Annotated in this window: 21 protein-coding genes; 7 read left to right on the top strand and 14 right to left on the bottom strand. The window is 69.8% G+C overall.

Annotation, left to right across the window (positions count from 1 at the left end):
* Positions 1-61: 61 nt before the first annotated feature.
* The 9 genes from INQ48_21845 to INQ48_21805 all read right to left on the bottom strand — a co-directional run bounded on the left by INQ48_21845 (position 62) and on the right by INQ48_21805 (position 9,854).
* Complete coding sequence (locus tag INQ48_21845; GenBank protein QRF60838.1) at positions 62-1,654, bottom strand: tannase/feruloyl esterase family alpha/beta hydrolase; 1,593 nt, start codon at positions 1,652-1,654, stop codon at positions 62-64.
* Positions 1,655-1,986: 332 nt separating this feature from the next.
* Positions 1,987-2,889 (bottom strand): SDR family NAD(P)-dependent oxidoreductase, encoded by a 903-nt coding sequence (locus INQ48_21840; GenBank protein ID QRF56000.1) that lies wholly within the window; start codon positions 2,887-2,889, stop codon positions 1,987-1,989.
* Between the two features lie 39 nt (positions 2,890-2,928).
* Positions 2,929-3,870, bottom strand: a complete 942-nt coding sequence (locus INQ48_21835) for a 3-keto-5-aminohexanoate cleavage protein (GenBank protein QRF55999.1) — start codon at positions 3,868-3,870, stop codon at positions 2,929-2,931.
* 41 nt (positions 3,871-3,911) lie between these two features.
* A complete protein-coding gene (locus INQ48_21830; GenBank protein QRF55998.1) occupies positions 3,912-4,631 on the bottom strand; it encodes an ABC transporter ATP-binding protein in 720 nt (239 codons plus the stop codon).
* Positions 4,628-5,383 (bottom strand): ABC transporter ATP-binding protein, encoded by a 756-nt coding sequence (locus INQ48_21825; GenBank protein QRF55997.1) that lies wholly within the window; start codon positions 5,381-5,383, stop codon positions 4,628-4,630. The genes INQ48_21830 and INQ48_21825 overlap by 4 nt, the downstream gene beginning before the upstream one ends.
* Positions 5,380-6,672 (bottom strand): branched-chain amino acid ABC transporter permease, encoded by a 1,293-nt coding sequence (locus tag INQ48_21820; protein QRF55996.1) that lies wholly within the window; start codon positions 6,670-6,672, stop codon positions 5,380-5,382. The genes INQ48_21825 and INQ48_21820 overlap by 4 nt, the downstream gene beginning before the upstream one ends.
* 17 nt (positions 6,673-6,689) lie before the next feature.
* Complete coding sequence (locus INQ48_21815) at positions 6,690-7,631, bottom strand: branched-chain amino acid ABC transporter permease (protein QRF55995.1); 942 nt, start codon at positions 7,629-7,631, stop codon at positions 6,690-6,692.
* A gap of 116 nt (positions 7,632-7,747) precedes the next feature.
* Entirely contained in the window at positions 7,748-9,013 is a 1,266-nt protein-coding gene (locus INQ48_21810) for a branched-chain amino acid ABC transporter substrate-binding protein (GenBank protein ID QRF55994.1), read from the bottom strand.
* A gap of 49 nt (positions 9,014-9,062) precedes the next feature.
* The gene (locus INQ48_21805) at positions 9,063-9,854 is read right to left on the bottom strand and encodes an SDR family oxidoreductase (GenBank protein ID QRF55993.1); all 792 of its coding nucleotides are present in this window, start codon (positions 9,852-9,854) and stop codon (positions 9,063-9,065) included.
* A gap of 217 nt (positions 9,855-10,071) precedes the next feature.
* Between INQ48_21805 and INQ48_21800 the strand changes: the two genes are divergently transcribed.
* The 3 genes from INQ48_21800 to INQ48_21790 all read left to right on the top strand — a co-directional run bounded on the left by INQ48_21800 (position 10,072) and on the right by INQ48_21790 (position 13,840).
* A complete protein-coding gene (locus INQ48_21800; GenBank protein ID QRF55992.1) occupies positions 10,072-12,096 on the top strand; it encodes a helix-turn-helix domain-containing protein in 2,025 nt (674 codons plus the stop codon).
* Positions 12,097-12,194: 98 nt separating this feature from the next.
* Positions 12,195-12,932 carry a type IV toxin-antitoxin system AbiEi family antitoxin domain-containing protein gene (locus INQ48_21795; GenBank protein QRF55991.1) on the top strand — a complete coding sequence of 246 codons (738 nt, stop codon included), beginning with the start codon at positions 12,195-12,197 and terminating at the stop codon, positions 12,930-12,932.
* The gene (locus INQ48_21790) at positions 12,929-13,840 is read left to right on the top strand and encodes a nucleotidyl transferase AbiEii/AbiGii toxin family protein (protein QRF55990.1); all 912 of its coding nucleotides are present in this window, start codon (positions 12,929-12,931) and stop codon (positions 13,838-13,840) included. Before INQ48_21795 ends, INQ48_21790 begins: the two co-directional genes overlap by 4 nt.
* A 26-nt stretch (positions 13,841-13,866) precedes the next feature.
* Here INQ48_21790 and INQ48_21785 read toward each other — a convergent pair whose 3' ends face one another.
* From INQ48_21785 to INQ48_21775, 3 genes are all read right to left on the bottom strand, one after another.
* The gene (locus INQ48_21785) at positions 13,867-15,195 is read right to left on the bottom strand and encodes a sulfatase-like hydrolase/transferase (GenBank protein ID QRF55989.1); all 1,329 of its coding nucleotides are present in this window, start codon (positions 15,193-15,195) and stop codon (positions 13,867-13,869) included.
* Positions 15,196-15,316: 121 nt separating this feature from the next.
* The gene (locus tag INQ48_21780) at positions 15,317-16,306 is read right to left on the bottom strand and encodes a Bug family tripartite tricarboxylate transporter substrate binding protein (protein ID QRF55988.1); all 990 of its coding nucleotides are present in this window, start codon (positions 16,304-16,306) and stop codon (positions 15,317-15,319) included.
* Between the two features lie 31 nt (positions 16,307-16,337).
* Positions 16,338-17,345, bottom strand: a complete 1,008-nt coding sequence (locus tag INQ48_21775) for a tripartite tricarboxylate transporter substrate binding protein (GenBank protein ID QRF55987.1) — start codon at positions 17,343-17,345, stop codon at positions 16,338-16,340.
* A 119-nt stretch (positions 17,346-17,464) separates the two neighbouring features.
* Here INQ48_21775 and INQ48_21770 point away from each other — a divergent pair, with 119 nt between their 5' ends.
* The 4 genes from INQ48_21770 (at position 17,465) to INQ48_21755 (ending at position 20,769) form a co-directional block, all read left to right on the top strand.
* The gene (locus INQ48_21770) at positions 17,465-18,052 is read left to right on the top strand and encodes a MarR family transcriptional regulator (protein QRF55986.1); all 588 of its coding nucleotides are present in this window, start codon (positions 17,465-17,467) and stop codon (positions 18,050-18,052) included.
* Positions 18,053-18,097: 45 nt separating this feature from the next.
* On the top strand, positions 18,098-18,826 hold the full coding sequence (locus tag INQ48_21765; protein ID QRF55985.1) for a hypothetical protein: 729 nt from the start codon (positions 18,098-18,100) through the stop codon (positions 18,824-18,826).
* Positions 18,827-18,902: 76 nt separating this feature from the next.
* The gene (locus tag INQ48_21760) at positions 18,903-19,565 is read left to right on the top strand and encodes a suppressor of fused domain protein (protein ID QRF55984.1); all 663 of its coding nucleotides are present in this window, start codon (positions 18,903-18,905) and stop codon (positions 19,563-19,565) included.
* A gap of 7 nt (positions 19,566-19,572) precedes the next feature.
* Positions 19,573-20,769, top strand: a complete 1,197-nt coding sequence (locus INQ48_21755) for a DUF418 domain-containing protein (GenBank protein QRF55983.1) — start codon at positions 19,573-19,575, stop codon at positions 20,767-20,769.
* Between the two features lie 27 nt (positions 20,770-20,796).
* Here INQ48_21755 and INQ48_21750 read toward each other — a convergent pair whose 3' ends face one another.
* The gene (locus tag INQ48_21750; protein QRF55982.1) at positions 20,797-21,189 is read right to left on the bottom strand and encodes a YbaN family protein; all 393 of its coding nucleotides are present in this window, start codon (positions 21,187-21,189) and stop codon (positions 20,797-20,799) included.
* A 29-nt stretch (positions 21,190-21,218) separates the two neighbouring features.
* Positions 21,219-22,304 carry a mechanosensitive ion channel family protein gene (locus tag INQ48_21745; protein QRF60837.1) on the bottom strand — a complete coding sequence of 362 codons (1,086 nt, stop codon included), beginning with the start codon at positions 22,302-22,304 and terminating at the stop codon, positions 21,219-21,221.
* Position 22,305 lies beyond the last annotated feature (1 nt).

The following is a 22,305-nucleotide window of genomic DNA, read 5'->3' as shown; positions in this document are numbered from 1 at the left end:
ACCGCTTCCACGCAGAAATGGCCCGACATCGGGCCATTTCCTTTTGGAGAGTCTCAGCGCCTCAATTCACGCACTGGAACGACCCCGCCAGATTGACGTCCCCCGACCCCTTGTACTGCGGCCACTTCGGGTAGTCGCACAGCGGCCGCGTGCGCCCCGGCACGCCGGCGGTGTCGGTCGTGACCTGGTTGCTCGGCGCGGTGCCCTTCTCGACCCAGCCCTCGAGCGCGGTCAGCGAGTCCCAGGTCGCGTTGAACACGCTGCTGACCGCATGGCCCAGGCCCGCGACCTCGTAGTAGCGCACGAAGCCATCGACCTCCGACGGGCCCCAGCGCGACTGCAGGCGCTGGTAGTACTGCTCGGTGGCGCGCGTGCTCACGAGCACGTCGGCCAGGCCGTGGGCGAGCAGCAGCTTGCCGCCGCGCGCCTTGAAGGCCGAGATGTCGGTGCTGGCGTCGAGCTGGGTGCTCAGCGCGCTGATGCGGCTGGCCCAGGGGCCCGGGTCCTCGGGGTCGAGCGAGAGCGAATCGAAACTCGCGTCGCGCGCCACCGAGTACTTGATCCACTGGTCGGTCAGCACGCTGATGTAGGGCGCGTTGGCCGGCATCGGCCGCGTGGGCTGCGCGCTGCCGAAGGCCAGGAAGGTCACGGTGGGCTCGAGTGGCGAGGTCCAGGTGCTGATGCCGGGATCGGCGCCCCAGATGTTGTAGCCCGGGTACTGGGTCTCGCCGCTGGCCAGCGCGAAGCGGAAGTTGGTCGCGGTGTTGATGCTCTTCATGGCCGCGATCTGCGCATCCGACAGGCAGCTGTTGCCGGTGTCGGCGCCGCCCGCGCAGCGCACGGGCGCGCCCTTGAGCATGGCGGTGGTGGGATCGAAGCGCGCGTTGCACAGGGTCTGGTTGCTGATCAGGCCGTCGGCCACGCCGTCGAGCGCGTCGCAGGTCTCCATGGCGGCGTTGTAGAGCAGCTCGCGCTTGGCGGCATTGGGATAGGCGCCGGGCTGCGCCAGCGCGCGGCTCATGCGGTGGCCGCCGAGCAGCGCGGCGGCGTCGTTCCAGGCCGGGTACCAGGCGATGGCGCCGTCCCAGTCTGCGGGCCAGCGCTGGATGGCGGTGACGGCCTCGCGCCCGCCGGTGGAGCCGCCCGCGAAGTACGACTTGGCGGGGCTGGCCGCGTAGCGTGCCTGGACGATCGCGAGCGCGGCGTCGTGCGTCTTCTTGAGCGCATCGCCGCCGAAGTTGCGCACGGCCTCGTCGTTGAGGCCGAAGCGGCCGTCCTGCGAGCCGAGCGCATTGGCCTGGTGGCCAGAGTCGCTCGCGAAGGTGGCATAGCCGCGGGCCAGCGGCACGGGCTGGTCGACCGGGCCGTTGGGCACGTTGCCCTTGACGCTGGGAATGCTGCCGTTGAAGCCGCCGCCGCCGAACATCACGACCTTGCGGTTCCAGCTCGTGGGCAGGGCCACGGTGAAGCGGATGTCGGGTGCGCTGGCGTCGACCGGCGAGATCTTGCCCGACACCTCGCAGTACTCGGGCAGCGCGGCCACGCCGGTGCCGGCGGCCGGCACGGTCTTGGTGGCCGTGACGGTTGCGCCCGAGGTCGGCAGGCCGATGGCCGCGGCCGGCACGCTCAAACCAGGCAACTGCTCGCAGCTCAGCGCGGCGCTCGAGGGCGGGGGCGCGGGTGGCGGGGGCGGCGGTGGTGGCGGTGGAGGGGAGGGCGGCTGGCTGCCCGCGATGGGCAGCAGGAAGCCGTTGCCGCCACCGCCTCCGCCGCCGCAGCCCACGAGCGTGGCGCTGACGGCGATGCAGGCGGCGACGGCCAGGACGATGTCGCGATGGCTGGATGTCATGGGTCTCCGATGTCGTTGGTGTTGGGACGCGGCACAGTCTCGCGCGCGCGGGTCCCGAATCCAATGTGCGGGCCGGACACCGCAGGCGACGTTCCTGTGTGCGCGGCCCATGCCGCGTAAACCCTGAGCGGCGGCCTTCAGTGCGGCAGCGGCACCTCGAAACCGGCCTTCGAGAGCTCCCACTGGTACTGCTCGAAACCCGTGCCCGGCACGCGCTCGTCGGTGCGGTCGCGGATCTCGTCCATGCGCGCCGTGACCTCGGCCGCGGTGTAGTCGCTGCCGTCGATGAAGATGCCGCGCGTCATCGTGAGGTTGGCGCTCTCGAAGCTGCCCGCGCCCGCGAGCAGGATGGTGCGCGTGGGCGCGTCCTCGCCCACCAGCGCGACCAGCCCGGGGCTCACGTAGTCGGGCTGCAGCCGCGCCAGCGCCTCGGGCGGCAGCACGCCCTCGGTCATGGCGGTGGCGGCGGTGGGCGCGAGGCAGTTCACGCGGATGTCCTGCCGCTCGCCCTCGAGCGCGAGGGTCTGCATCAGCCCGACCAGCGCCATCTTGGCCGCGCTGTAGTTCGACTGGCCGAAGTTGCCGTACAGGCCCGAGGAGGAGGTGGTCATCACGATGCGGCCGTAGCGCTGCGCGCGCATGGTCTCCCACACGGCCTTCACGGCGTGCACGCTGCCCATGAGGTGCACGTCCATCACGCGGCGGAAGTCCTCGAGCGTCATCTTCGAGAAGCTCCTGTCGCGCAGCACGCCGGCGTTGTTGACGAGGATGTCGATGCGGCCCCATTCGGCGACGGCGCACGCGGCCATCGCTTCCATGGCCGCGAAGTCGGTGACGTCGCCGCCGTCCGCGATGGCGCTGCCGCCCGCGCGCACGATCTCGTCGGCCACGGCGCGGCCCGGCGATCCTTCGTGCGCGCCGGCCACGTCGTTGACCACCACGCGCGCACCGTGGCGCGCGAGCGCCAGCGCATGGGCGCGGCCCAGGCCGCTGCCCGCGCCGGTGACGATGGCCACGCGGCCGTCCAGTGTCTTGTTCATTGCTGTTCCCGATGAATGAAGAAAAAAGGGGAGCGGGGCTTAGAACGCCACTGCGTCCTTGCCCTTGAGGCCCAGCATGGCGCGCGCCTCGTCGGGGCTTGCGATCTCGAGCGAGAGCTCCTCGAGGATCCGGCGGATCTTGCGCACCTGCTCGGCGCAGGACTTCGCGAGCTGTCCGCGGGCGATGTAGAGGCTGTCCTCGAGGCCCACGCGCACGTTGCCACCCATCACCGCGCCCATGGTGAGCAGCGGCATCTGGTGCCGGCCCGCGCCGAGGATCGAGAAGCGGTAGCCGTCGCGGCCGAACAGCCGGTCGGCCGTGGCGCGCATGGTCACGAGGTTCTCGGGATCGGGCCCGAGGCCGCCGAGGATGCCGTAGATGCTCTGGATGAACAGCGGGCCCTTGACGAGGCCCTCGTCGACGAAGTGCGCGAGGTTGTAGAGATGGCCGACGTCGTAGCACTCGAACTCGAAGCGCGTGCCGCAGTCCTCGCCGAGCACCTGCAGGATGTGCTTGATGTCGCGGAAGGTGTTGCGGAAGATCAGGTCCTCCATGCCCTCGACATAGGGCTGCTCCCAGTCGTGCTTCCATTCGGCGATGCGCCGCGCCGCCGTGTGGATCGAGAAGTTCATCGAGCCCATGTTGAGCGAGCACATCTCGGGCTTGGCCTGCAGCGGGTAGGCCAGCCGCTCGGCCAGCGTCATGCGCGTGCTGCCGCCGGTGGTGATGTTGATCACCGCGTCGGTGGCGGCCTTGATGCGCGGCACGAACTGGTCGAAGACCTTGGGGTCGGCCGAGGGGCGGCCATCGACCGGATCGCGCGCATGCAGGTGGAGGATCGCCGCGCCGGCCTCGGCCGCTGCTATCGCCTGCTCGGCGATCTGGTCGGGCGTGAGCGGCAGGTGCTCGGACATGCTCGGCGTATGGACCGAGCCGGTGACCGCGCAGGAGATGATGACCTTGTCTTGGGTGCTTGCCATGGGATGTGTCGCTGAAGAAAGAAAAGGTGGGTGGCGCCGCGTCAGACCGCGAGCCACTCCGAGACGAGTTGCTGGTCGGCCTTGAGCGCCTGCGGCGTGCCCTCGAACACGATGCGGCCGTGGCCCATCACGCAGACCCGGGTCGAGACCTTGAGCGCGATCGCGAGCTTCTGCTCGACCAGCACCACCGACAGCCCCTTGCGGTGCATGTCGACGATGCATTCGCCGACCTGCGCCACGATCTTGGGCGCCAGGCCCTCGGTGGGTTCGTCGATCAGCATCAGCAGCGGATTGCCCAGCAGCGAGCGGCACATGGTCAGCATCTGCTGCTCGCCGCCCGACATGCTGCCGGCCTTGGTGTTGCGGCGTTCCTTGAGGCGCGGGAAGTAGTCGAACATCTGCTCGACGGTCCAGCGGTGCGCGCCGGGCACGGCGCGCTGCTCGCCCATGCGCAGGTTCTCGTCGACCGTGAGGTTGGCGAACACCTCGCGCTCCTCGGGCACGTAGCCGATGCCGGCACGGCACACGGCATAGGGCCGTGCGCCGGCCAGCTCGCGCTCGCGCAGCCGGATGCTGCCCGCGGACGGCGGCACCAGGCCCATGATGGCCTTCATGGTGGTGGAGCGGCCCGAGCCGTTGCGCCCGAGCAGGCTGATGACCTCGTTGCGCCCCACGCGCAGGTCGACGCCGTGCAGCACGTGGCTCTTGCCGTAGTGGACATGGAGGTCCTGGACGCTCAGCAGCGTGTCGGTCGTGCTCATGCCGTCACCTCCTCGCCGAGATAGGCTTCCTTGACGCTGGCGTTGGCGCGGATCTCCTGCGGCGTGCCGGTGGCGATCACCTGGCCGTAGACCAGCACGCTGATGCGGTCGCTCAGCGAGAACACCACGTCCATGTCGTGCTCCACGATCATCAGCGCGCGGCCCTTCGTGACCTCGCGGATCAGCTCGGCCGTGTAGTGCGTTTCCTCGGTCGACATGCCGGCCATCGGCTCGTCGAGCAGGATCACCTTGGGGTCGGAGGCCAGCGTCATCGCGATCTCGAGCGAGCGCTGTTCCGAATAGGCCATCTCGCCCGCGATCGTCGCGGCGCGCGCGTTCAGGCGCACCAGCTCGAGCAGCCGCTCGGTCTCCTCGCGGATGGCGCGGTCGCGGTCGATGAAGCGCCAGAAGACGTACTGCAGCCCATGGCGGCGCATGACCGCGAGGCGGATGTTCTCGAACACGGTGAGCTTGGGAAAGATGTTGGTGATCTGGAACGAGCGCGCGAGCCCGAGCCGGTTGATGGCCTGCGGCGTGCGCCCGGCGATCGACTGGCCGTCGAAGTGGATGCTGCCGGCCGTCGGCGCGAGCTGGCCCGAGATCAGGTGGAACAGCGTGGACTTGCCCGCGCCGTTGGGGCCGATCAGCGCATGGCGCTCTGCCCCCAGCAGGTCGAGGTCGACGCCGCGCATGATCTCGGTGGGGCCGAAGGACTTGCGCAGGCCGCGGATGCTCAGGATCGGGTCGTTCATGCGGCGCCTCCGGTGCGCTTGGCGAGGGGCGCGGACTGCGCCGCGAGGGGAGCGTCGGCTTCACGTTGAGCCAGGGTTCGCAGCCGTTGCCGCGCGAAGCGCGCGAGCAGGCCGCCGACGGCGAGCAGCGCGAGCGGCACGGCCCAGGTCGCGAACGACAGCGGCAGCCAGGCGCGGCCCAGGAACTGGATCGGCGGCCAGCCGCCACCCGGTTGCAGGTTGGCGAGCGAGCGGTAGTCCTGCGAGAAGGCGCGCTGCAGCATCTCGATCGCGAAGGCGCCGCCGAAGCTCAGCAGCAGCGCCGCGGCCACCGACAGCGCCATCACCGGCAGCAGCCGGGCCAGGCCGAAGCGCTGGCGCAGCCGCGCGGTGGTGCCCACCAGGCCCGCGAGGCCGGCCGGCATGAACATCATCACCAGCACGAACAGGATGCCCTGGTAGAGCAGCCACGAGCGCGTGAGGTCCGACACGGCGTAGCCGAAGAAGGTCATGAGCGCGGCGCCCAGGGCCGGGCCGAGGAACACCTGCACGCCGCCGATGTAGGTGTTGAGCACCACCGCGGCCGACAGCGCGGGATCGAACACCACGTAGTTCGCCGATTCGTTCGACACCACCTGCAGCCCGCCCGCGATGCCCGAGAACATGGCCGAGACCGCGAACACCAGCACGCCGAGGCCGTGCACGTTGTAGCCGAGGAAGCGCAGCCGGTGGCTGTTCTCGCGCAGGCCGCAGGTCAGCCGGCCCAGCGGCGTGCGGGTGTAGAGGTAGAGCAGCGCGAGCGACAGCAGCACCCAGCCCAGCGTGAGGTAGTAGACCTCGGTGGTCGAGCCGAAGCCGAAGCCCCAGGCCGGCATGCGCATGGTCGACACGCCGGCCTCGCCGCCGAACAGGCCCTTGAGGTGCGGCGCCAGCGAATGGATCAGCTCGGCGATGGCCAGCGTGATCATCGCGAAGTAGGTGCCGCTGCGCTGGGTGGCGAACCAGCCCGCGATGCCGCCGATGGCCAGGCCGCAGACGGCGCCGGCCAGCGGCATCAGCGGCGTGGGCAGCAGGCCGGCACCGCCGAGCGCGTTCATCGCGTGCACCGTGCCGAAGGCGCCGACGCCGAAGTAGGCCGCATGGCCGAAGGACAGCATGCCGGCCTGGCCGCACAGCAGGTTGTAGGCGCTCGCGAACAGCGCGGCGATCAGCATCTGGATGGCCGCGTTGAGCAGCCCCTGCGACAGCAGGAAGGGCAGGGCCAGCAGCAGCGCGACGCCGGCGGCCAGCAGTGAGAGGGTGGTCTTCATCGTTTCGGCCTTCCCGCTCAGTTCTTCTCGCCCATCAGCCCACTCGGCCGCACCAGCAGGATCAGCAGCATCAGCGCGAACGGAATGGTGGCCGACAGGCTCGACACCTTGAGCGTCATCAGCCCGCCGACGCCGCGCGCCCAGTCGCCCGCGCCGACCAGCGCGAACAGGTCGGCCAGGCTGCGGTCGATGCCCACGGCCAGCGAGGTGATGACGCCGATCAGCAGCGAGGCCAGCATCGCGCCGCCCAGCGAACCGAGGCCGCCGACCACCACCACCACGAACACCATCACGCCGAGCTCGAGCGCCATGTTGGGGTTGGTGGTGTAGAAGGCGCCGGCCACCGCGCCCGCGAGGCCCGCGAGGCCGGCGCCGACGCCGAACACGCCCATGAACACCAGCGGCACGTTGTGGCCCAGCGCCTCGGCCATGCGCGGCTTGTAGATCGCCGAGCGCACCACGATGCCGACGCGGGTGCGCGTGAGCAGCAGGTAGATGGCCACGAACATCGCGATCGCGATGCCGCCCATCAGCAGGCGATAGGCCGGGTACTGCGCGCCGCCGATGGCGAAGGCCGGCACGTCGAGCGTGGGCGGGATGCGGTAGTCGACCGGGAAGTTGCCGAAGAACAGCTTGATGGTCTCGGCGATGATGAACGACAGGCCGAAGGTCAGCAGCAGCTCGTGCGCATGGCCGTGGTGGTGCACGCGGCGCAGGAAGAAGCGCTCGACCACCACGCCGATCAGGCCGACCAGGATCGGCGCGGCGATGACCGCGGCCCAGAAGCCGATGGTGCCCTGCAGCGTGTAGGCGAAGTAGGCGCCCAGCATGTAGAACGAGGCATGCGCGAAATTGAGCACGCCCATCATTCCGAAGATGAGCGTGAGGCCGGCCGACACCATGAACAGCAGCAGTCCGTAGACGATGCCGTTCATGAGCGAGACGATGAGCTGGTCCATGGGTGTCCTTGCGAGCAGCCGAGGCTGCGCCGGCGGGACGCGCGCGTCCCGCCGGGGAGGGGATTCGGGGAACGGGGCCGCGCGGCGCGGCCCCGGGGAGAAGAGCGCGCGGGCGCTCAGCCCGGGCGCTTCATCGCGCAGCTCGACTGCGCGGGCGTCGAGGCTTCCTCGGCCGTGAAGCGCTTCACCGGCTTGAAGCCCATGTCGGTGTCGTCGGCCTTGTAGCGCGCGTCCTTGGTCACGGTCGACACCACCATCGGCAGCAGCACCTGGTGGTCGGCCGCGCGCATGCTCATCTCGCCCATCGGGGTCTTGATCTTCGCGGTCTCGATCGCGCGGGCCAGCGCGTTGACGTTGAGCGCGCCGTTCTCGGGCTTGGTGCGCTTGAGCGCATCGGCCACCATCGCCATGCCGAACACGGTCTGCGGCTCGATGAAGGCCGGCGCGTGGCCGGTCTTGGCCTTGTAGTCGGCGACGAAGCGCTCGCCTTCGGCACCGGCGGCCTCGGCGTTGAAGGTGTGGGCCACGAAATGGCCGACCGCGAGATCGCCCGCGTTCGCGATGTTGCCGGGCTGGTCGAGGAAGACCGTGCCGAAGCGCACCTTGAGGCCGGCCGACTTCGAGGCCTTCATCAGCAGCAGCAGGTCGTTCGACCAGTTGCCGGTGAGCACCGAGTCGGCCTTGGCGGCGCTGATCTTCGCCACGTAGGGCGCGAAGTCCTGCACCTTGTTGACGTCGTGCAGGGTCTTCTCCACCACCTGGTAGCCGCCGGCCGATGCGTTGTCGACGATGGCGCGCTCCATGTCCTGGCCCCAGGAGTAGTTCTGGTTGATCGAATAGACGCGGGTGCCGAGCGCGTTGGCCTGCTTCATCGCGCTGACCAGGGCCTTGGTGCGGATCTGCGCATCGCCGCTGAAGCGGAAGTGGTGGAAGTTGCACTTCTCGCCCGTGAGCTCCAGCGCCTCGGCGCCCACGTTGATGTAGATCATCTCCTTGCCGGGATTGCGCAGGTTGTACTTGCGCACGTCCTCGGTGATCTGGCCGCCGATGGCCGAGGAGGCACCCTGCACGATCAGGTGCACGCCGTCGGCCGCGGCCGCCTTGAGCTTGTCGGCCGCGCCCGCGGGGCCGCCCTGGTTGTCGTACTCGAGCAGCTGCACAGGCTCGCCGTTCCAGCCACCGGCCGCGTTGATCTGGTCGATGGCGAAGCGCACGGCGGTGCGATAGGCCTGGCCCGACGAGGCCTGCGGGCCCGACAGCGTTTCGAGCACGCCGATCTTCACGGGCGCGGCGGAGGCGCCGGCCGACAGCAGGGCCAGCGAGCAGGCCAGGGCCGACGCGGCGGCGTTGAACGAGAGGGGGAAGGGGGCGGATCTGCGCATTGATGTCTCCATGCTTCTTGAAAAAAAGGGGTGGGCCGCTCGCCGGCGTTCAGAGGTATTCCATGTTCCCGTCGACGCTGATCGCCTGGCCCGTGAGGTTGCGGGCCGCCGGCGAGCAGAGGAACAGCGCCATCGCCGCCACGTCGTCGAGCGTGACCATGCGGCGCAGCGAGATCTTCTGCAGGTACTCGGCGCGCATGGCCTCGACCGACACGCCCGCGGTGGCGGCGCGCGCGCCGATCACGCTGTTCATGCGCTCGCCCTCGACCGTGCCCGGCAGGATCGCGTTGACGCGCACGCCATGCGGGCCGAGCTCGATGGCCAGCGACTTCATGAGGCCGACGATGGCCCACTTGGTCGATGCATAGGGCGTGCGGAACGGATAGCCGAGCCGGCCCGCGACCGAGCTCATCGCGATCAGGCTCGGGTTGGCCTGCGAGCGCTTGAGCAGCGGGATCGCGCGCTGCGCGAAATAGAACTGGCTGTTGAGGTTGACGGCCACCGTGCGCTCCCAGTCGCCGCGCTGCAGGTCCTGCAGCGCGCCGGTGGGGCCGGCGATGCCGACGTTGTTGACGAGCACGTCGAGCCCGCCGAGCGCGCCCTCCACGTCGTCGAACACGCGCGCCACGTCCTCGGGCACCGAGGCGTCGGCCATGCTCGAGGTGATCTCGGGCGCCTCGCGCGCCATGCGGTCGAGCGCGAGGCGGTCGATGTCGCAGACATGCACGCGCGCGCCGGTCTCGCGAAAGGCCAGCGCGATGGCCGCGCCGATGCCGGACGCGCCCGCGCTGATCAGCACCCGCAGGCCAGGCGCGGGCCGCAGTGAATCGATGATGCTCATGGGTTCCTGTGGTGTCTCGTTGTGTCCATGCGGGCGCCATGGCGCTCTCGCTTCATGGGCAGTGTCTTGAAAGCACCGCTTCAAAACTATGTGCGTCGCGCACACTGGACACCCCCTCCCGATGTGATGCGGTGCTCGCGATCGCCATCGCGGCGCCAGGGGAGAGGGATCGGACCCATGGGCATGGCCGCATCGTTCTGCTAGCCTTCGCGGCCCTATGTCATCCCTGTCCACCGAACGACCGCGCGCGGCGGGCTCCTCGCGCGATGCGAGCGAGCAGGCGGCCGACGAGATCGCCGCCGAACTGATCGGCCTGCTGCACCGGAATGCGCCCGCGGAAGAATTCGCCGGCCGGCTCGCGGCCGTGGAAGCCCTGCCCGATGCGCTGCGGCGCAAGTCCAGCCTGGTCGAGCTGGTGCGCATGGCGATGGCGCTGCGCAACCGGCTCGAGCTGCACGAACAGCGCGAGCGCGGCATGCTCGCCGTGATCGAATCGGCGCAGGACCTCTCGGGCCGGCTCGACCTCACGGGCCTGCTCAAGACCATCGTGAAGCGTGCGCGCCACCTGATGGGCTCGCACCTGTGCTGGCTCACGGTCTACGACAGCGCGACCGGCGCCTTCCAGGTGGTGGTGGCCGACGGCGCGATCTCCGACCGCACCGGCCGCATGACCGTGGGCCGCAACCTCGGCATCGCGGGCATCGTGATGAGCACGCGGCTGCCCTTCTTCACGCCCGACTACCTGCACGACAACCGCTTCGCGCACGACCCCACGCTCGACGACATCTTTCGCGACGAGGGCGTGGCCGCGCTGGTGGGCGCGCCGCTGATGCGCGACGACGAGGTGATCGGCCTGCTGTTCGTGGCCGACCGCTACCACCGCACGCACACCGCGCTCAACGTGTCGATCCTCTGCACGCTGGCCGCGCATGCCGCGGTCGCGATCGAGAACGCCAAGGCTTTCGCGGAAGCCAAGGACGCGCTCGCGCATGCCGACGAGGCGCGCGGCGAACTCGAGCGGCATGTGCGCGACGTGCAGGGCGCGGCCGAGGCGCACGAGCAGCTGACCTCGCTGCTGGCCAAGGGCGCGTCGCTGGGCGCGCTGTGCGAGTCGATCGCGCAATTGCTCAACGGCGGGGTGCTGGTGCTCGACGAGGCCCACCAGGTCATCGGCCGCGCGGTGGCGCCGGGCTACGAGGGCACGGCCGCCGATGCCTACGCGCCGAACGACGAACACAGCGCCGCGCTCGCGAAGGCGCTGCGCGAGAGCCGGCAGGCCGGCCGCTCGGTGGTGGCCTACGAGCGCGACGGCGAGCTGTGCCGCGCCATCGCGGTGCTCGGCGGCAACGAGGTGCTCGGTGCCGTGCTGCTGTTCCGGCACCAGGACCTGCGCGAGACCTCGCTTCGCACCTTCGAGCGCAGCTCCAGCATCATCGGCATCGTGCTGCTGTCACAGGAGCGCGTGGAGGCCGGCAAGAGCCGCGAGGTGGCGGCGCTGCTGCGCACCCTGATCTCGCCGCGCCAGGACGAGCCCGCGCTCACGCGCGACCGCGCCGAGCGCTTCGGGCTCGACCTGTCGCAGCCGATCTCGCTGATGGTGGTCGAGATGGCCGAGCCCCGGCCCGGCTTCTGGGCCCGGCGTTTGCGTGCCGGCACGCCGATGTCCGAGCAGGTGTTCGACGAGGTCGACGGCGCCCTCGCCATCGTCTGCGCCGCGACCCGCGCGCAGGACGTGCTCGAGGCCGTCACCGCCTTCGCGCGGCGCGAGCTCGGCGATGCCTACCGTGGCGTGCTGTCGCGGCCCGTGCAGTCGCCGGCCGAGATGCCCGCGCTCTATGCCGCGCTGCGCCGCGCGCTGCCCGTGCTGGGGCGCCTGGGCATGCGCGGCGCCATCGTCGGGCAGAACGAGATGGCGCTCTATTCGGTGCTGTTCGAGACCCACGACCAGGGCAGCCTCAACACCTTCCTCGACGCCACCATCGGCGCGCTCACCAGCCACGACAGGAAGCGCGGCGCGGAGCTCACGTCGACCCTGCTGGCCTATTTCGACTGCAACCAGAACGCGAAGACCACGGCGGCGCGCATGGGCATCCATGTGAACACCGTGCGGCAGCGGCTCGCGAGCGTGGAGGAACTGCTGGGGCACTGGGGCAGCGCGAGCCGGGCGCTGGAGATCCATGTGGCGCTGCGGTTGTGGAGCCTGGGGACGTCCAGGACGACCCTGGAATCCGAGGCGACGTGATCGGATGATTTCGATTTTTCCGTGAAATCGTAGTCAAACTACGATAAATCAGACAAAAGACCCTTGTTGGAGCTTGGGATTGTCTGAATAATCGTAGTATGGCTACGATAAATCGATCAAAGCTAAATTCTTTGCTGAGCCGGCTGCCGGGCGGAACCCCCGTCACGACGGAGGACCTGGCGCGCGAGGGTATCTCTGGCGACCTGGCGGTCCACTACGTGCGCTCGGGATGGCTGGTACGGCTGGCGCGCGGCGTGTACTGCCGCCCCGACACGCCCTTGCAGCGCGATCCGAGCCTGCTGCTGCTCCAGCGCCAGATTCCCGGCCTGCACGTGGGCGGCAAATCGGCGCTCGACTGGCACGGGGTGCGCCACTACGTTTCGCAGGCACCGATGCTCCATCTCTACGGCCTCGAGTCGGCCAGCCTGCCGGACTGGTTCACCCGGGTCTTCGCGGCCGACTACCACCGCAAGCATCTCTTCAGCAGCGACGTCACCGGCATGCGGCACGCGGGCCCCTTCGAAGGCCGTGCCGATGCGCCGAACGTGTCGGCGCCCGAGCGCGCGTTCCTCGAGCTGCTGAGCGAGGTGGGCGTGCGCCAGCCGCTGGCGGAGGCGCGCGAGTTGGCGGAGGGCGCCTACGGCCTGCGCTCCTCGGTGCTCGCGGAGCTGCTGCGCCAGTGCACCAGCGTGAAGACGGTGCGCCTGTGCCTTCAGCTCGGACGCGAGCTGTCGCTGCCGTGGGCGAAGAAGCTCGACCCGGCCAAGCTGCCGACCGGTGGCGACCGACCCTGGGTCGGCCAGACCCGCGAGGGCCTGCTGGTCCTGAAGTCGTGAACGAGATCTACCTGCGGACCGCGCGCCTGCTGACGCAGGTCGCGCCCCTGGTCTTCGAAGACGACACCTTCGCGCTCAAGGGTGGCACGGCCATCAATCTCTTCGTGCGCGACATGCCGCGGCTGTCGGTCGACCTGGACCTCGTCCTGCCCGACCACACGCTGTCGCGCGGCGCGGCGCTCGACAGGATCAAGGCGTCGCTCGGCAAGGCCGCCGCCACGCTCGGGCGCAGAGGGTTCCAGACCCGTCTCGCAGGCGCGCCCGACGCGGGTGAGAGCAAGCTCCTGGTGAAGCGCGATGGCATCGAGGTCAAGGTCGAGGTCAACTACGTGATGCGCGGAACCGTGCGGCCCGTTGCCCTCGCGGGGCTGAGTGCCAGGGCGCAGGAAGTGCTGCAGGCCGAGCTGGACATCCCTGTCGTATCGCTCGAGGACGTCTATGGCGGCAAGCTGGTCGCGGCCATGGATCGCCAGCATCCACGCGATCTCTTCGACGTCATGCAACTGCTGGCGCACGGTGGCATCACCGATGGCATCCGGCGTGCATTCGTGGTCTATCTGGCGAGCCACAACAGGCCGATCGACGAGGTCCTGTTTCCGCCGCTGCGCGACGTGCGCCAGGCGTTCGAAAGCAACTTCGTGGGCATGACCACCGAGCCCGTGGAACTGGATGCACTGCTTGCCGCGCGCGACCGAATGATCGCCACGCTCCAGCAGGGCCTCGATGCGGACGAGCGGGCCTTCCTCCTGAGCCTGGCCGATGCCGCTCCCGATTGGGAGCGGCTCGATGTGCCGCATCTTTCAGAGATGCCGGCGATCCAGTGGAAGCTGCAGAACCTCGTGAAGCTGAAGGCCTCGAACCCGGCCAAGTTCGAGGCGCAGTCGAAGGCGCTGGCCGAGAAGCTCTAGTCCCGCCAGGCCCATCGCGCGGCAACTCAACGCTGCGGCATGTCCTTCACCGAATACCCCAGGCTCACCGTCGCATCCTCCGGAATCGGCGGCATGGTCGCGTTCCAGGCGAGCCAGTCCTCGCGCATCGCGGCGAGCCGTTCGGGCTCCTGCTTGGCGCGGTTGGCGCGCTCGCGCTCGTCCGCGGGGATGTTGAACAGGTACTCGTTGCCGTCGACCTTCAGGTACTTCCAGTCGCCGTCGCGCAGCGCCTGCTGGCCGCGGTGGTTCATGCGCCAGTGCAGCGGGCGGCGGAAGCCGTGCTTCGCATCTTTCAGCACCGGCATCAGCGAGACGCCGTCGAGCGGATAGGCCGGGTCGGCCTGCACGCCGGCCGCATCGAGCATGGTGGCCGACCAGTCCATGGTCAGGCAGTGTTGGGCGCTCTCGCCGCCGGGCGCGATGACGGCGGGCCAGTGGGCGATCCATGGCACGCGGATGCCGCCTTCGGTCAGGTCCATCTTGCCGCCGACCAGCGGCCAGTTGTCGGAGAAGCGCTCGCCGCCGTTGTCGCTGGTGAACACCACCAGCGTGTTGTCGGCCATGCCGTGCTTCTCGAGCGCGGCCATGATCCAGCCGATGCCCTCGTCCATGTGATGGATCATGCGGCGGTAGACGTGGATGTTGCCGCCCGCGAGGTCGAACAGGTTGTCCTTCACCAGCGGCGCCTTGTCGGCATCGTCGCGCGTTTCCCACGGCCAGTGCGGCGCGGTGTAGTGCAGGCTCAGGAAGAAGGGCTTGGCCTCTTGCGAAGGCTGTTGCGCCATGCGCTCGACGAAGTCGACGGCGCGCTTCGAGAGGATGTCGGTGAGGTAGCCCTCTTCCTGCTTGTCCTCCTCGCCGTACCAGAGGTCGTGGCGGCCGCTGGAGTCGCAGTGGGTGAAGTAGTCGACGCCGCCCGACATCGGGCCGAAGAACTCCTCGTAGCCCGAGCGCAGCGGGCCGAAGCTCGGCGGATAGCCGAGGTGCCACTTGCCGATCAGCGCGGTGCGGTAGCCGCTGGCCTTGAGCAGCGAGGGCAGGGTGGGATGGTCGACCGGCAGGCCCAGCGTGCTGCTGCCGCGGCTCTTGCTGTTGATCGGCTCCTCGGCCGCGCCGCGCAGCCGGTACTGGTAGCGCGCGGTGATCATCGCGAAGCGCGTGGGCGAGCACACGGGCGAATTCGCGTAGCCCTGCGTGAGCTTGAGGCCGTTGGCGGCCAGGCCGTCGAGCACCGGCGAGACCGGGCCGAAGACGGCCTCGCGGCCGCCGTAGCAGCCGAGGTCGGCATAGCCGAGGTCGTCGGCGACGATGAAGATGATGTTGGGTCTTGTCATGGTGTCCGAATGGCGTTGTCGATCTGTTCGTGCCCACACCGCCGTTCGCGCTGAGCTTGTCGAAGCGTCGCGCAGGGCTTCGACAGGCTCAGACTGAACGGTTGCGCGTGGATCGAGAGACTCAAGGCTGGTAGCCCGATTTCTGCACCACCGGACCCCATTGCAGCCGGTAGGCCTTGAGCATCGCGGCGGTCTGCGCCTGGGTGCTGACCACCGGCGTCATCTTGGAGTCGGTGAACTTGCGCACCGTATCGGGGTCCTGCATCACCTCGCGGATCGCGGTGGCCAGGCGCTCGACCTTCTCGCGCGGCATGGTGGCGGGCGCGAAGAAGGTGTTCCAGCCGCTGGCCGCGAGGTCGAGGCCGGCTTCCTTGAAGGTGGGCACCGAGGGCGCGAAGGGCGAGCGCTTGGCGCCCGAGATCGCGAGGATGCGCAGCTTGCCGCCGTCGTGCTGCGGGATCACCACGTCCTCGGTGTCGACCGCGATCGGCACCTGGCCGCCGATCAGGTCGTTGAGCAGCGGCGCCGAGCCGCGATAGCCGATGACCTGGGTCTGGACCTTGGCCTTCTCGCCGACCATGAGGCCGAAGAAGTGCGGCAGGCTGCCGGTGGCCGGCACGCCGACGTTGGCCTGCTTGGGATTGGCGCGCATCCAGGCCAGCAGGTGGTTGAGTTCGCGCACCGGCAGCGTGGGCGACACGGCGAGTGCGAAGTCGTAGTCGTTGACGTGCGAGACCGGCACGAAGTCGTGTTCTGCGTCATAGCCGTTGTCCTTGAACACCAGCGGCGCCACCACCATCACGGCGGGGTTGGCGAGCATCAGCACGTTCTGGTTCGCGGGCGTGACCTTGACCTGCTGCGCCGCGAGGCGGCCGCCCGCACCGGGCTTGTTGTCGACGATGACCGGCACACCGAGCTTGGGCGCGAGCTTGTCGCCGACGATGCGCGCGACGCGGTCGGTGGCGCCGCCGGGCGCGTAGCCCACGACGATGCGCAGCGGGCCGTCGAGCGGCTGCTGCGCGGCGGCGCCGGTGGCCGTCAGGGCCGTCGCTAGACCGGCGATGGCCATCAGGCCGGCGAGGCGGCGGGTGATCGGGTGCTTGGGTTGCATGGGGTCCTCCTTGCGTTTCATGTATCGGGTGTCAGTCGTTGGCCTGGAAATTCACGGCCTTCATGATGGCGGCCCAGCGTGCCGTGTCCTCGCGCATGGTCTTCACGAGCGCATCGCCCGTGTCGGCCACCGGGTACATGCCGTTCTGCAGCAGCATCTGGCGCACCTCGCGCTTGTTGACGGCGCGCGCGAACTCGGCGCGCAGCTTCTCGACCACGGGCTGCGGCGTCTTCAGCGGCGCGTAGTAGGCGAACCACGCGGTGGCGACCACGTCCTTGTAGCCGGCCTCGACGAAGCTCGGCAGGTTGGGCATCAGCGGCGAGCGCTTCTCGCCGCTGGTGGCCAGCACCTTGACGCGGCCCGAGGGCAGCATCTGCTGCGCGCCGCCCACGGTGTCGAAGTAGACCGGCACGGTGCCGCCCATCACGTCCTGCCGCGCGGGCGTGGAGCCGCGATAGGGCACGTGCACCATCTTCAGCCCGGCCGCGCGGTTGAGCATCTCGCCGAGGAAGTGCGAGGGCGTGCCGGCGCCGTACGAGGCGAAGCTGACCTTGTCGCCCTGCGCCCTGGCCCAGGCGATGAACTCGGGCAGCGTGTTCGCGGGCACGTCCTTGTTGAGCACCAGCGCGAGCTCGAAGCGCGCGGCGTTGATGATCGGCACGAAGTCCTTGATCGGGTCGTAGGAGAGGTTGCGGTAGGCGCTCGGGAACATGGTCATCATGCCGGCCGTGCCCAGCAGCAGCGTGTGGCCGTCGGGCGGCGCGGTCTTGACCGTCTCGACCGCGATGCGGCCGGCCGCGCCCGAGCGGTTGTCGACGATCAGCGGCCCGAGGCTGTCGCGCACCTCCTGCGCGATGGCGCGCGTGAGCACGTCCTGCGTGCCGCCCGCGGGCACGCCGATCAGCACCTTGATCGGCTGGCTCGGCGCGAAGCCCTGGGCGCGCGACAGCGCGGGCGCGAGCGCGAGGCCGCCGAGCGCGGCGACCAGCCGGCGGCGGCCGGGGGCGGGCAGGTGGGAAGCGTGCGAGGGGGAAGGCATGGGGTGAGGTCTCCGAAAGGCGCCGGTTCTGCGGGTCGTGTGCCCGCGGCTGCGGACGATTCTGGAGACGCTACAGTCGATTGATCAAATCAACCATTCCCCGGATTAACCCGAGCGCGATGCCCCAGCCCATCGATGTGCCCGTGAAAGCGACCGCTCGCAGGACGGCCAAGGCCACCATCGAGGCGGCCAAGGACGCCAGCCTCGCGTTGCCGCGCCGTCCGCTCGACGACCTGCTGCTCTACCGGCTGTCGCGCCTGCTCGCGGTGGCCGGCAGCATGGTGATCCGCCTGTGCGAAGGCCGCTTCGGCATCACGCGCCGCGAATGGCGACTGATCGCCACGCTCGCGAGCCGCGGCGAGCTCGGCTCCTCGCAACTGGCCGAGCATGCGCAACTCGACCGCGCGCGCACTTCGAAGGCCGTGGGCTCACTGGTCGAGAAGAAGCTGGTGTCGCGCGTGTCGCGCGTGGCGCGCGCGGGCGACCGGCGGCAGGTGCGGCTGCGGCTCACCGACAGCGGGCAGGCGCTCTACGACGCGCTCTTTCCGCTCGTGACGGCGATCAATGGCGAGCTGATGGGCGCGCTCGACGCCGGCGAGGCCGAGCGCTTCGACGCGGCGCTGCACCGGCTGCAGGAGCGGGCCGAGCGCATGGTGGCGCAGGCGGTGTTGCCGAAGGCGGACCGGGGCAGGCACGCGGTGCGTTAAGGCCGGGTGACCGGGCACGGCGATCCAACGAGAGAAGAGGACCTCATGTTCGAGAAGATCAAGGCGCTGTTCGCAGCGCGACCGGCAGCGGCAACCACGCAGGCGCCCGCGTCAACCCCAGCGCCGGCAGCGGCGCCGCCCCGGGCCCCCGCCCCGCCCGACGAGGCGGTGCGGCTGCTGTCCGCCGACGATCCGGCGAATCCCTTCGTCTTCGAGGGCTACGACTGCGCGGCCTTCGCGCGGTCGATGATCTCCACCACGAAGGACCCGGGCATCGCGGCCCAGTTCTCGGCCGGCCGCACGGACCCGGGTTCGGCCCACATCGGCCAGCTGCCCGCGCAGGCCGTGGCGCTGGAATGCATCCTGGCCTACGACGCGAAGGAGCCGCCGACCGAAGGCGTGCTGTTCAAGGCCTCGGCCATGGAGGAGAAGTGGGACATCTATCTCTACGGCGGCCGCCTCTATTTCGCGCGCAGCTGGACGGCCGCGCTGGCTTTCGTGGCCGAGTTCGAGCTGGGCGAGGGACGGCTGAGGATCCCGCGCGTGTGGGCATCGGCCGGCAACGAGGCGCTCGCGGTTCGGCAAGTGGACTACCTGATCAAGAGCCACCTGCAACGGCGCGTCGTGCCGCATCCGCTGCCGGCCGACTTCGAGCGCGATCCCCACACGGTGGGGCTCTATTCGTTCAGCCAGTACGGCCGCGTCTGCTGGTTCGGCACCTTCGCCGACACGCTGGTCGACCGGCCGTTGAAGGCCACCGGCGCGACAGCCTGAGTCACTTTCCGTCTTGGACGCGGGGCAGAATGGCCCGAGACCGAGGCCCGGTCGGCACACCACGAGGAGCAGTCCGATGAGTTCGATGGAAGAAGTCTGGAAATACCGCGAGGAAGTCCTCTACCCCCAGCTCTTCGGCGAGAAGCGCAAGGGCATCTTCGTGCTGGGCGCTGAAGACTTCTCGGCGCTGGGCGCGCAGGACATCGATCCGCGCTGGCTGCACCTGGGCGTGTTCGAGTTCGAGCCGACGCCCGTGCGCAACTCCTGGCTCTACGTGAGCTCGGGCGGCTCGACGCCCTGGGAGGGCGATCCCGCCGACTACGACCCCGAGGACTATTCGTGGATCGGCACCGAGCTCGTGCTCGAGGTGCCGTCGCAGGCCGGCGACACCTGGCCGATCAAGCTGCTGCAGAAGCTGCTGGCCTACAACGTGCTGCTTGCGCATGGCCGCTTCGGCGAGGACAAGCCGCCGCTGGACTACGGCGACCGCATTCCGCTGGGCGGGCCGATCGGGCAGAAGGCGGCCTCGGTGCTGCGCCATGTGGTGCTGGCGCGGCCGAAGCACTATTCGGCGACGGCGCAGCTGGACTCGGGCAAGTTCGATTTCCTGCAGGTGGTGGGCATCTCCGACACCGAGCGCGACTGGGCCAAGGCGCGCAGTTCCGAGGACCTGGTGCGGCTGCTCGAGGTGCATGGCCACTGCCCGGTGACCGACCCGAAGCGCGCGCCGGTGGCCTGAGCGCCGCATGCAGGGAGTCAGCGAGGCCGACGCGCCGCAGCGCCAGACCACGGTCGATGCGCTGCGCGGCTTCGCGCTGCTGGGCATCCTGGTGGTCAACATCGCGACCTTCGCCTCGACCTACTACGGCATGGGGCTGCCCGATCCGCTTGCGAACGCGCTGCCCGAGCGCCTCGCGGTGATCGTGCGCACCTTCGTCTTCGAGACCAAGTTCTACCTGCTGTTCTCGTTCCTGTTCGGCTACAGCTTCCAGCTGCAGAAGGCGGCAGCGCAGCGCGCCGGCCGTGCCTTCGCGCCGCGCATGGCGCGCCGGCTGCTGGCGCTCTGGCTGCTGGGCGTGGCGCATGGGGTGCTGCTCTACCAGGGCGACATCCTCACGACCTATGGCGTGATCGGCGTGGTGGTGCTGCTGCTGCACCGGCGTGGCGATCGCTTGCTGCTGGGCGCCGGCATCGCGCTGGTGCTGGGCACCGCGCTGCTGTGGGCCGCCTTCAGCGCGCTGCTGTCGTTCGCGCTGGGCGGCGGCCCGATGGACCTGCGCAGCACCTATGCGGAAGCCGCGTCGGCGCTGGTGGCCTACCGCGGCACGCCGATGATGGTGATCGTGCAGCACCTGCGCGAGCTGTCGCAGATCTGGTGGCTCACGGCGCTGGTGCAGGCACCGACGGCGCTCGCGATGTTCTTCGCGGGCTTCGTCGCCGCGCGGCATGCGCTGCTGGCCGATACCGGCGCGCGCCTGCCGCTGTTCCGGCGCGTGCTGGCCTGGGGGCTGGTGGTGGGGCTGCCGGGCGCGGCCTTCTATGCGCAGTCGGCGATGCGTGTCGATGGCTCGGTGCGCGACTTCCTCGGACTCTCGGTCACGCTGCTCACGGCGCCGTTCCTGAGCGCCGCCTATGCCTGCGCGCTGGTGCTGCTGTTCCGCACGCCGCGTGGTCGCGTGCTCGAAAGCTGGCTCGCGCCCGCGGGGCGCATGGCGCTGTCGAACTACCTGCTGCAGTCGGCCGTGTGCGCCTGGCTGTTCCTGGCCTACGGGCTGCGCTGGATCGGCGCGACGCCGCCGCTCGCGGCGATGGGGATCGCCTTCGCGATCTTCGGCTGCCAGCTGCCGCTGAGCCGCTGGTGGATGGGGCGCTTCGCCTACGGGCCCGTCGAGTGGCTGCTGCGGGCGTTCACGAACCTCGCGTGGCCGTCGATGCGGCGCTGAGCCTGCCGCGTACGCTGCGTACGCAGCTCAGGGCGGCGGCAGCGGCCGCGACCACAGCCAGGCCAGCACCACCGCCATGCAGCCGATGGCCAGCACCGCGGTCCAGGCCCGGTGCGCGGTGTACGAGACGATCACGGCGCACAGCGCCATGGTGACGGTGGCGCTCCACTTGGCACGCCGGCTCACGGTGCGGCCGTGGGCCCAGTTGTGCAGCAGCGGCCCGAAGATGCGGTGCCCGAGCAGCCAGGCATGCAGCCGCGGCGAGCTGCGCGCCGCGGCCCAGGCGGCCAGCAGGATGAAGACGGTGGTCGGCATGCCCGGCACCACCACGCCGATGAGGCCGAGCACCAGGCACAGCACGGCGAAGGCATAGAACAGGGCGCGTACCAGCGGGCCTCTGGGTTCGGGGTCGGGCTTCAACGCGGCACGCTCGTGGTGGAAGGCGAGGCTCAGGCCACGGCCTGCGGCTGGAACGGCCCGGGCTCGCGCTCGGCCGGGTGGTCGTTGCCCACGCGCACCTTCGGCAGGTGCTGCGGGTACTCGCGCTGCATGAAGTCGATCAGCCCCTCGCGCACGTTGCAGCGCAGGTCGAAGGCCAGGCCCGAGGTGGCGGCGGTGCACAGCACGCGGATCTGCATGGTGCGCTCGGTGGCGTCGGTCACGCGCAGGTTGAAGAAGCGGCCGTCCCATTCGGGCGAGGCCTTCACGATGCGCTCGACCTCGGCGCGCAGCGGCGCCAGCGGCATGCCGTAGTCGGCATAGACGAACACCGAGCCGAGGATCTGCGAGGAATGGCGGGTCCAGTTCTGGAACGGCTTCTCGATGAAGTAGGTGAGCGGCAGGATCAGCCGGCGCTCGTCCCAGATCTTCAGCACGACGAAGGTGCCGGTGATCTCCTCGACGCGGCCCCATTCGCCCTCGACCACGAGCACGTCGTCGATGCGGATCGGCTGCGCGAGCGCGAGCTGCAGGCCGGCGATGAGGTTGCTGAACACCGGCTTGGCCGCGAGGCCGGCCACGATGCCGATCACGCCGGCCGAGGCCAGCAGGCTGGCGCCGACCTGGCGCGCGCCGGGGAAGGTCATGAGCATCATCGCGCCGCCGGCGATCACCACCACGGTCATGGCGGTGCGCGCGAGCACGCGGGTCTGCGTGAGCACGCGGCGCGCCTGCAGGTTGTCGGCAATGTCGGACGGATGCTGCGCGAGCACGCCGTCGGCGAAGCCGCCGATCGCCTTGAGCGCGAGCCAGGTGGTGGCCGCGATCAGCAGCAGGCCATTGAGGTGGCGCACGTTCTCGATGTAGCGCAGGTCCTCGGGCGTGGCCTGCCACACCATCTGCAGCGCGATCAGCGGCAGCACCGCGCGCGCCGGGGCATGGCAGGCGACCACCATGGCATGGATGGCGGGCGCGGGGCGCGTGATGCGCTTGAGCACCATGCCGCCGATGCGGTGGACGACGAGGGCGACGGGAACGGCGATGACGGCGGCCAGCCAGGTGCCGAACCAGGGATGGGAGAGGATGGATTGCATCAGG

It is taken from the genome of Variovorax paradoxus (assembly GCA_016806145.1).
Classification (GTDB): domain Bacteria; phylum Pseudomonadota; class Gammaproteobacteria; order Burkholderiales; family Burkholderiaceae_C; genus Variovorax.
This window is presented reverse-complemented; position numbering and strand designations above follow the sequence as displayed.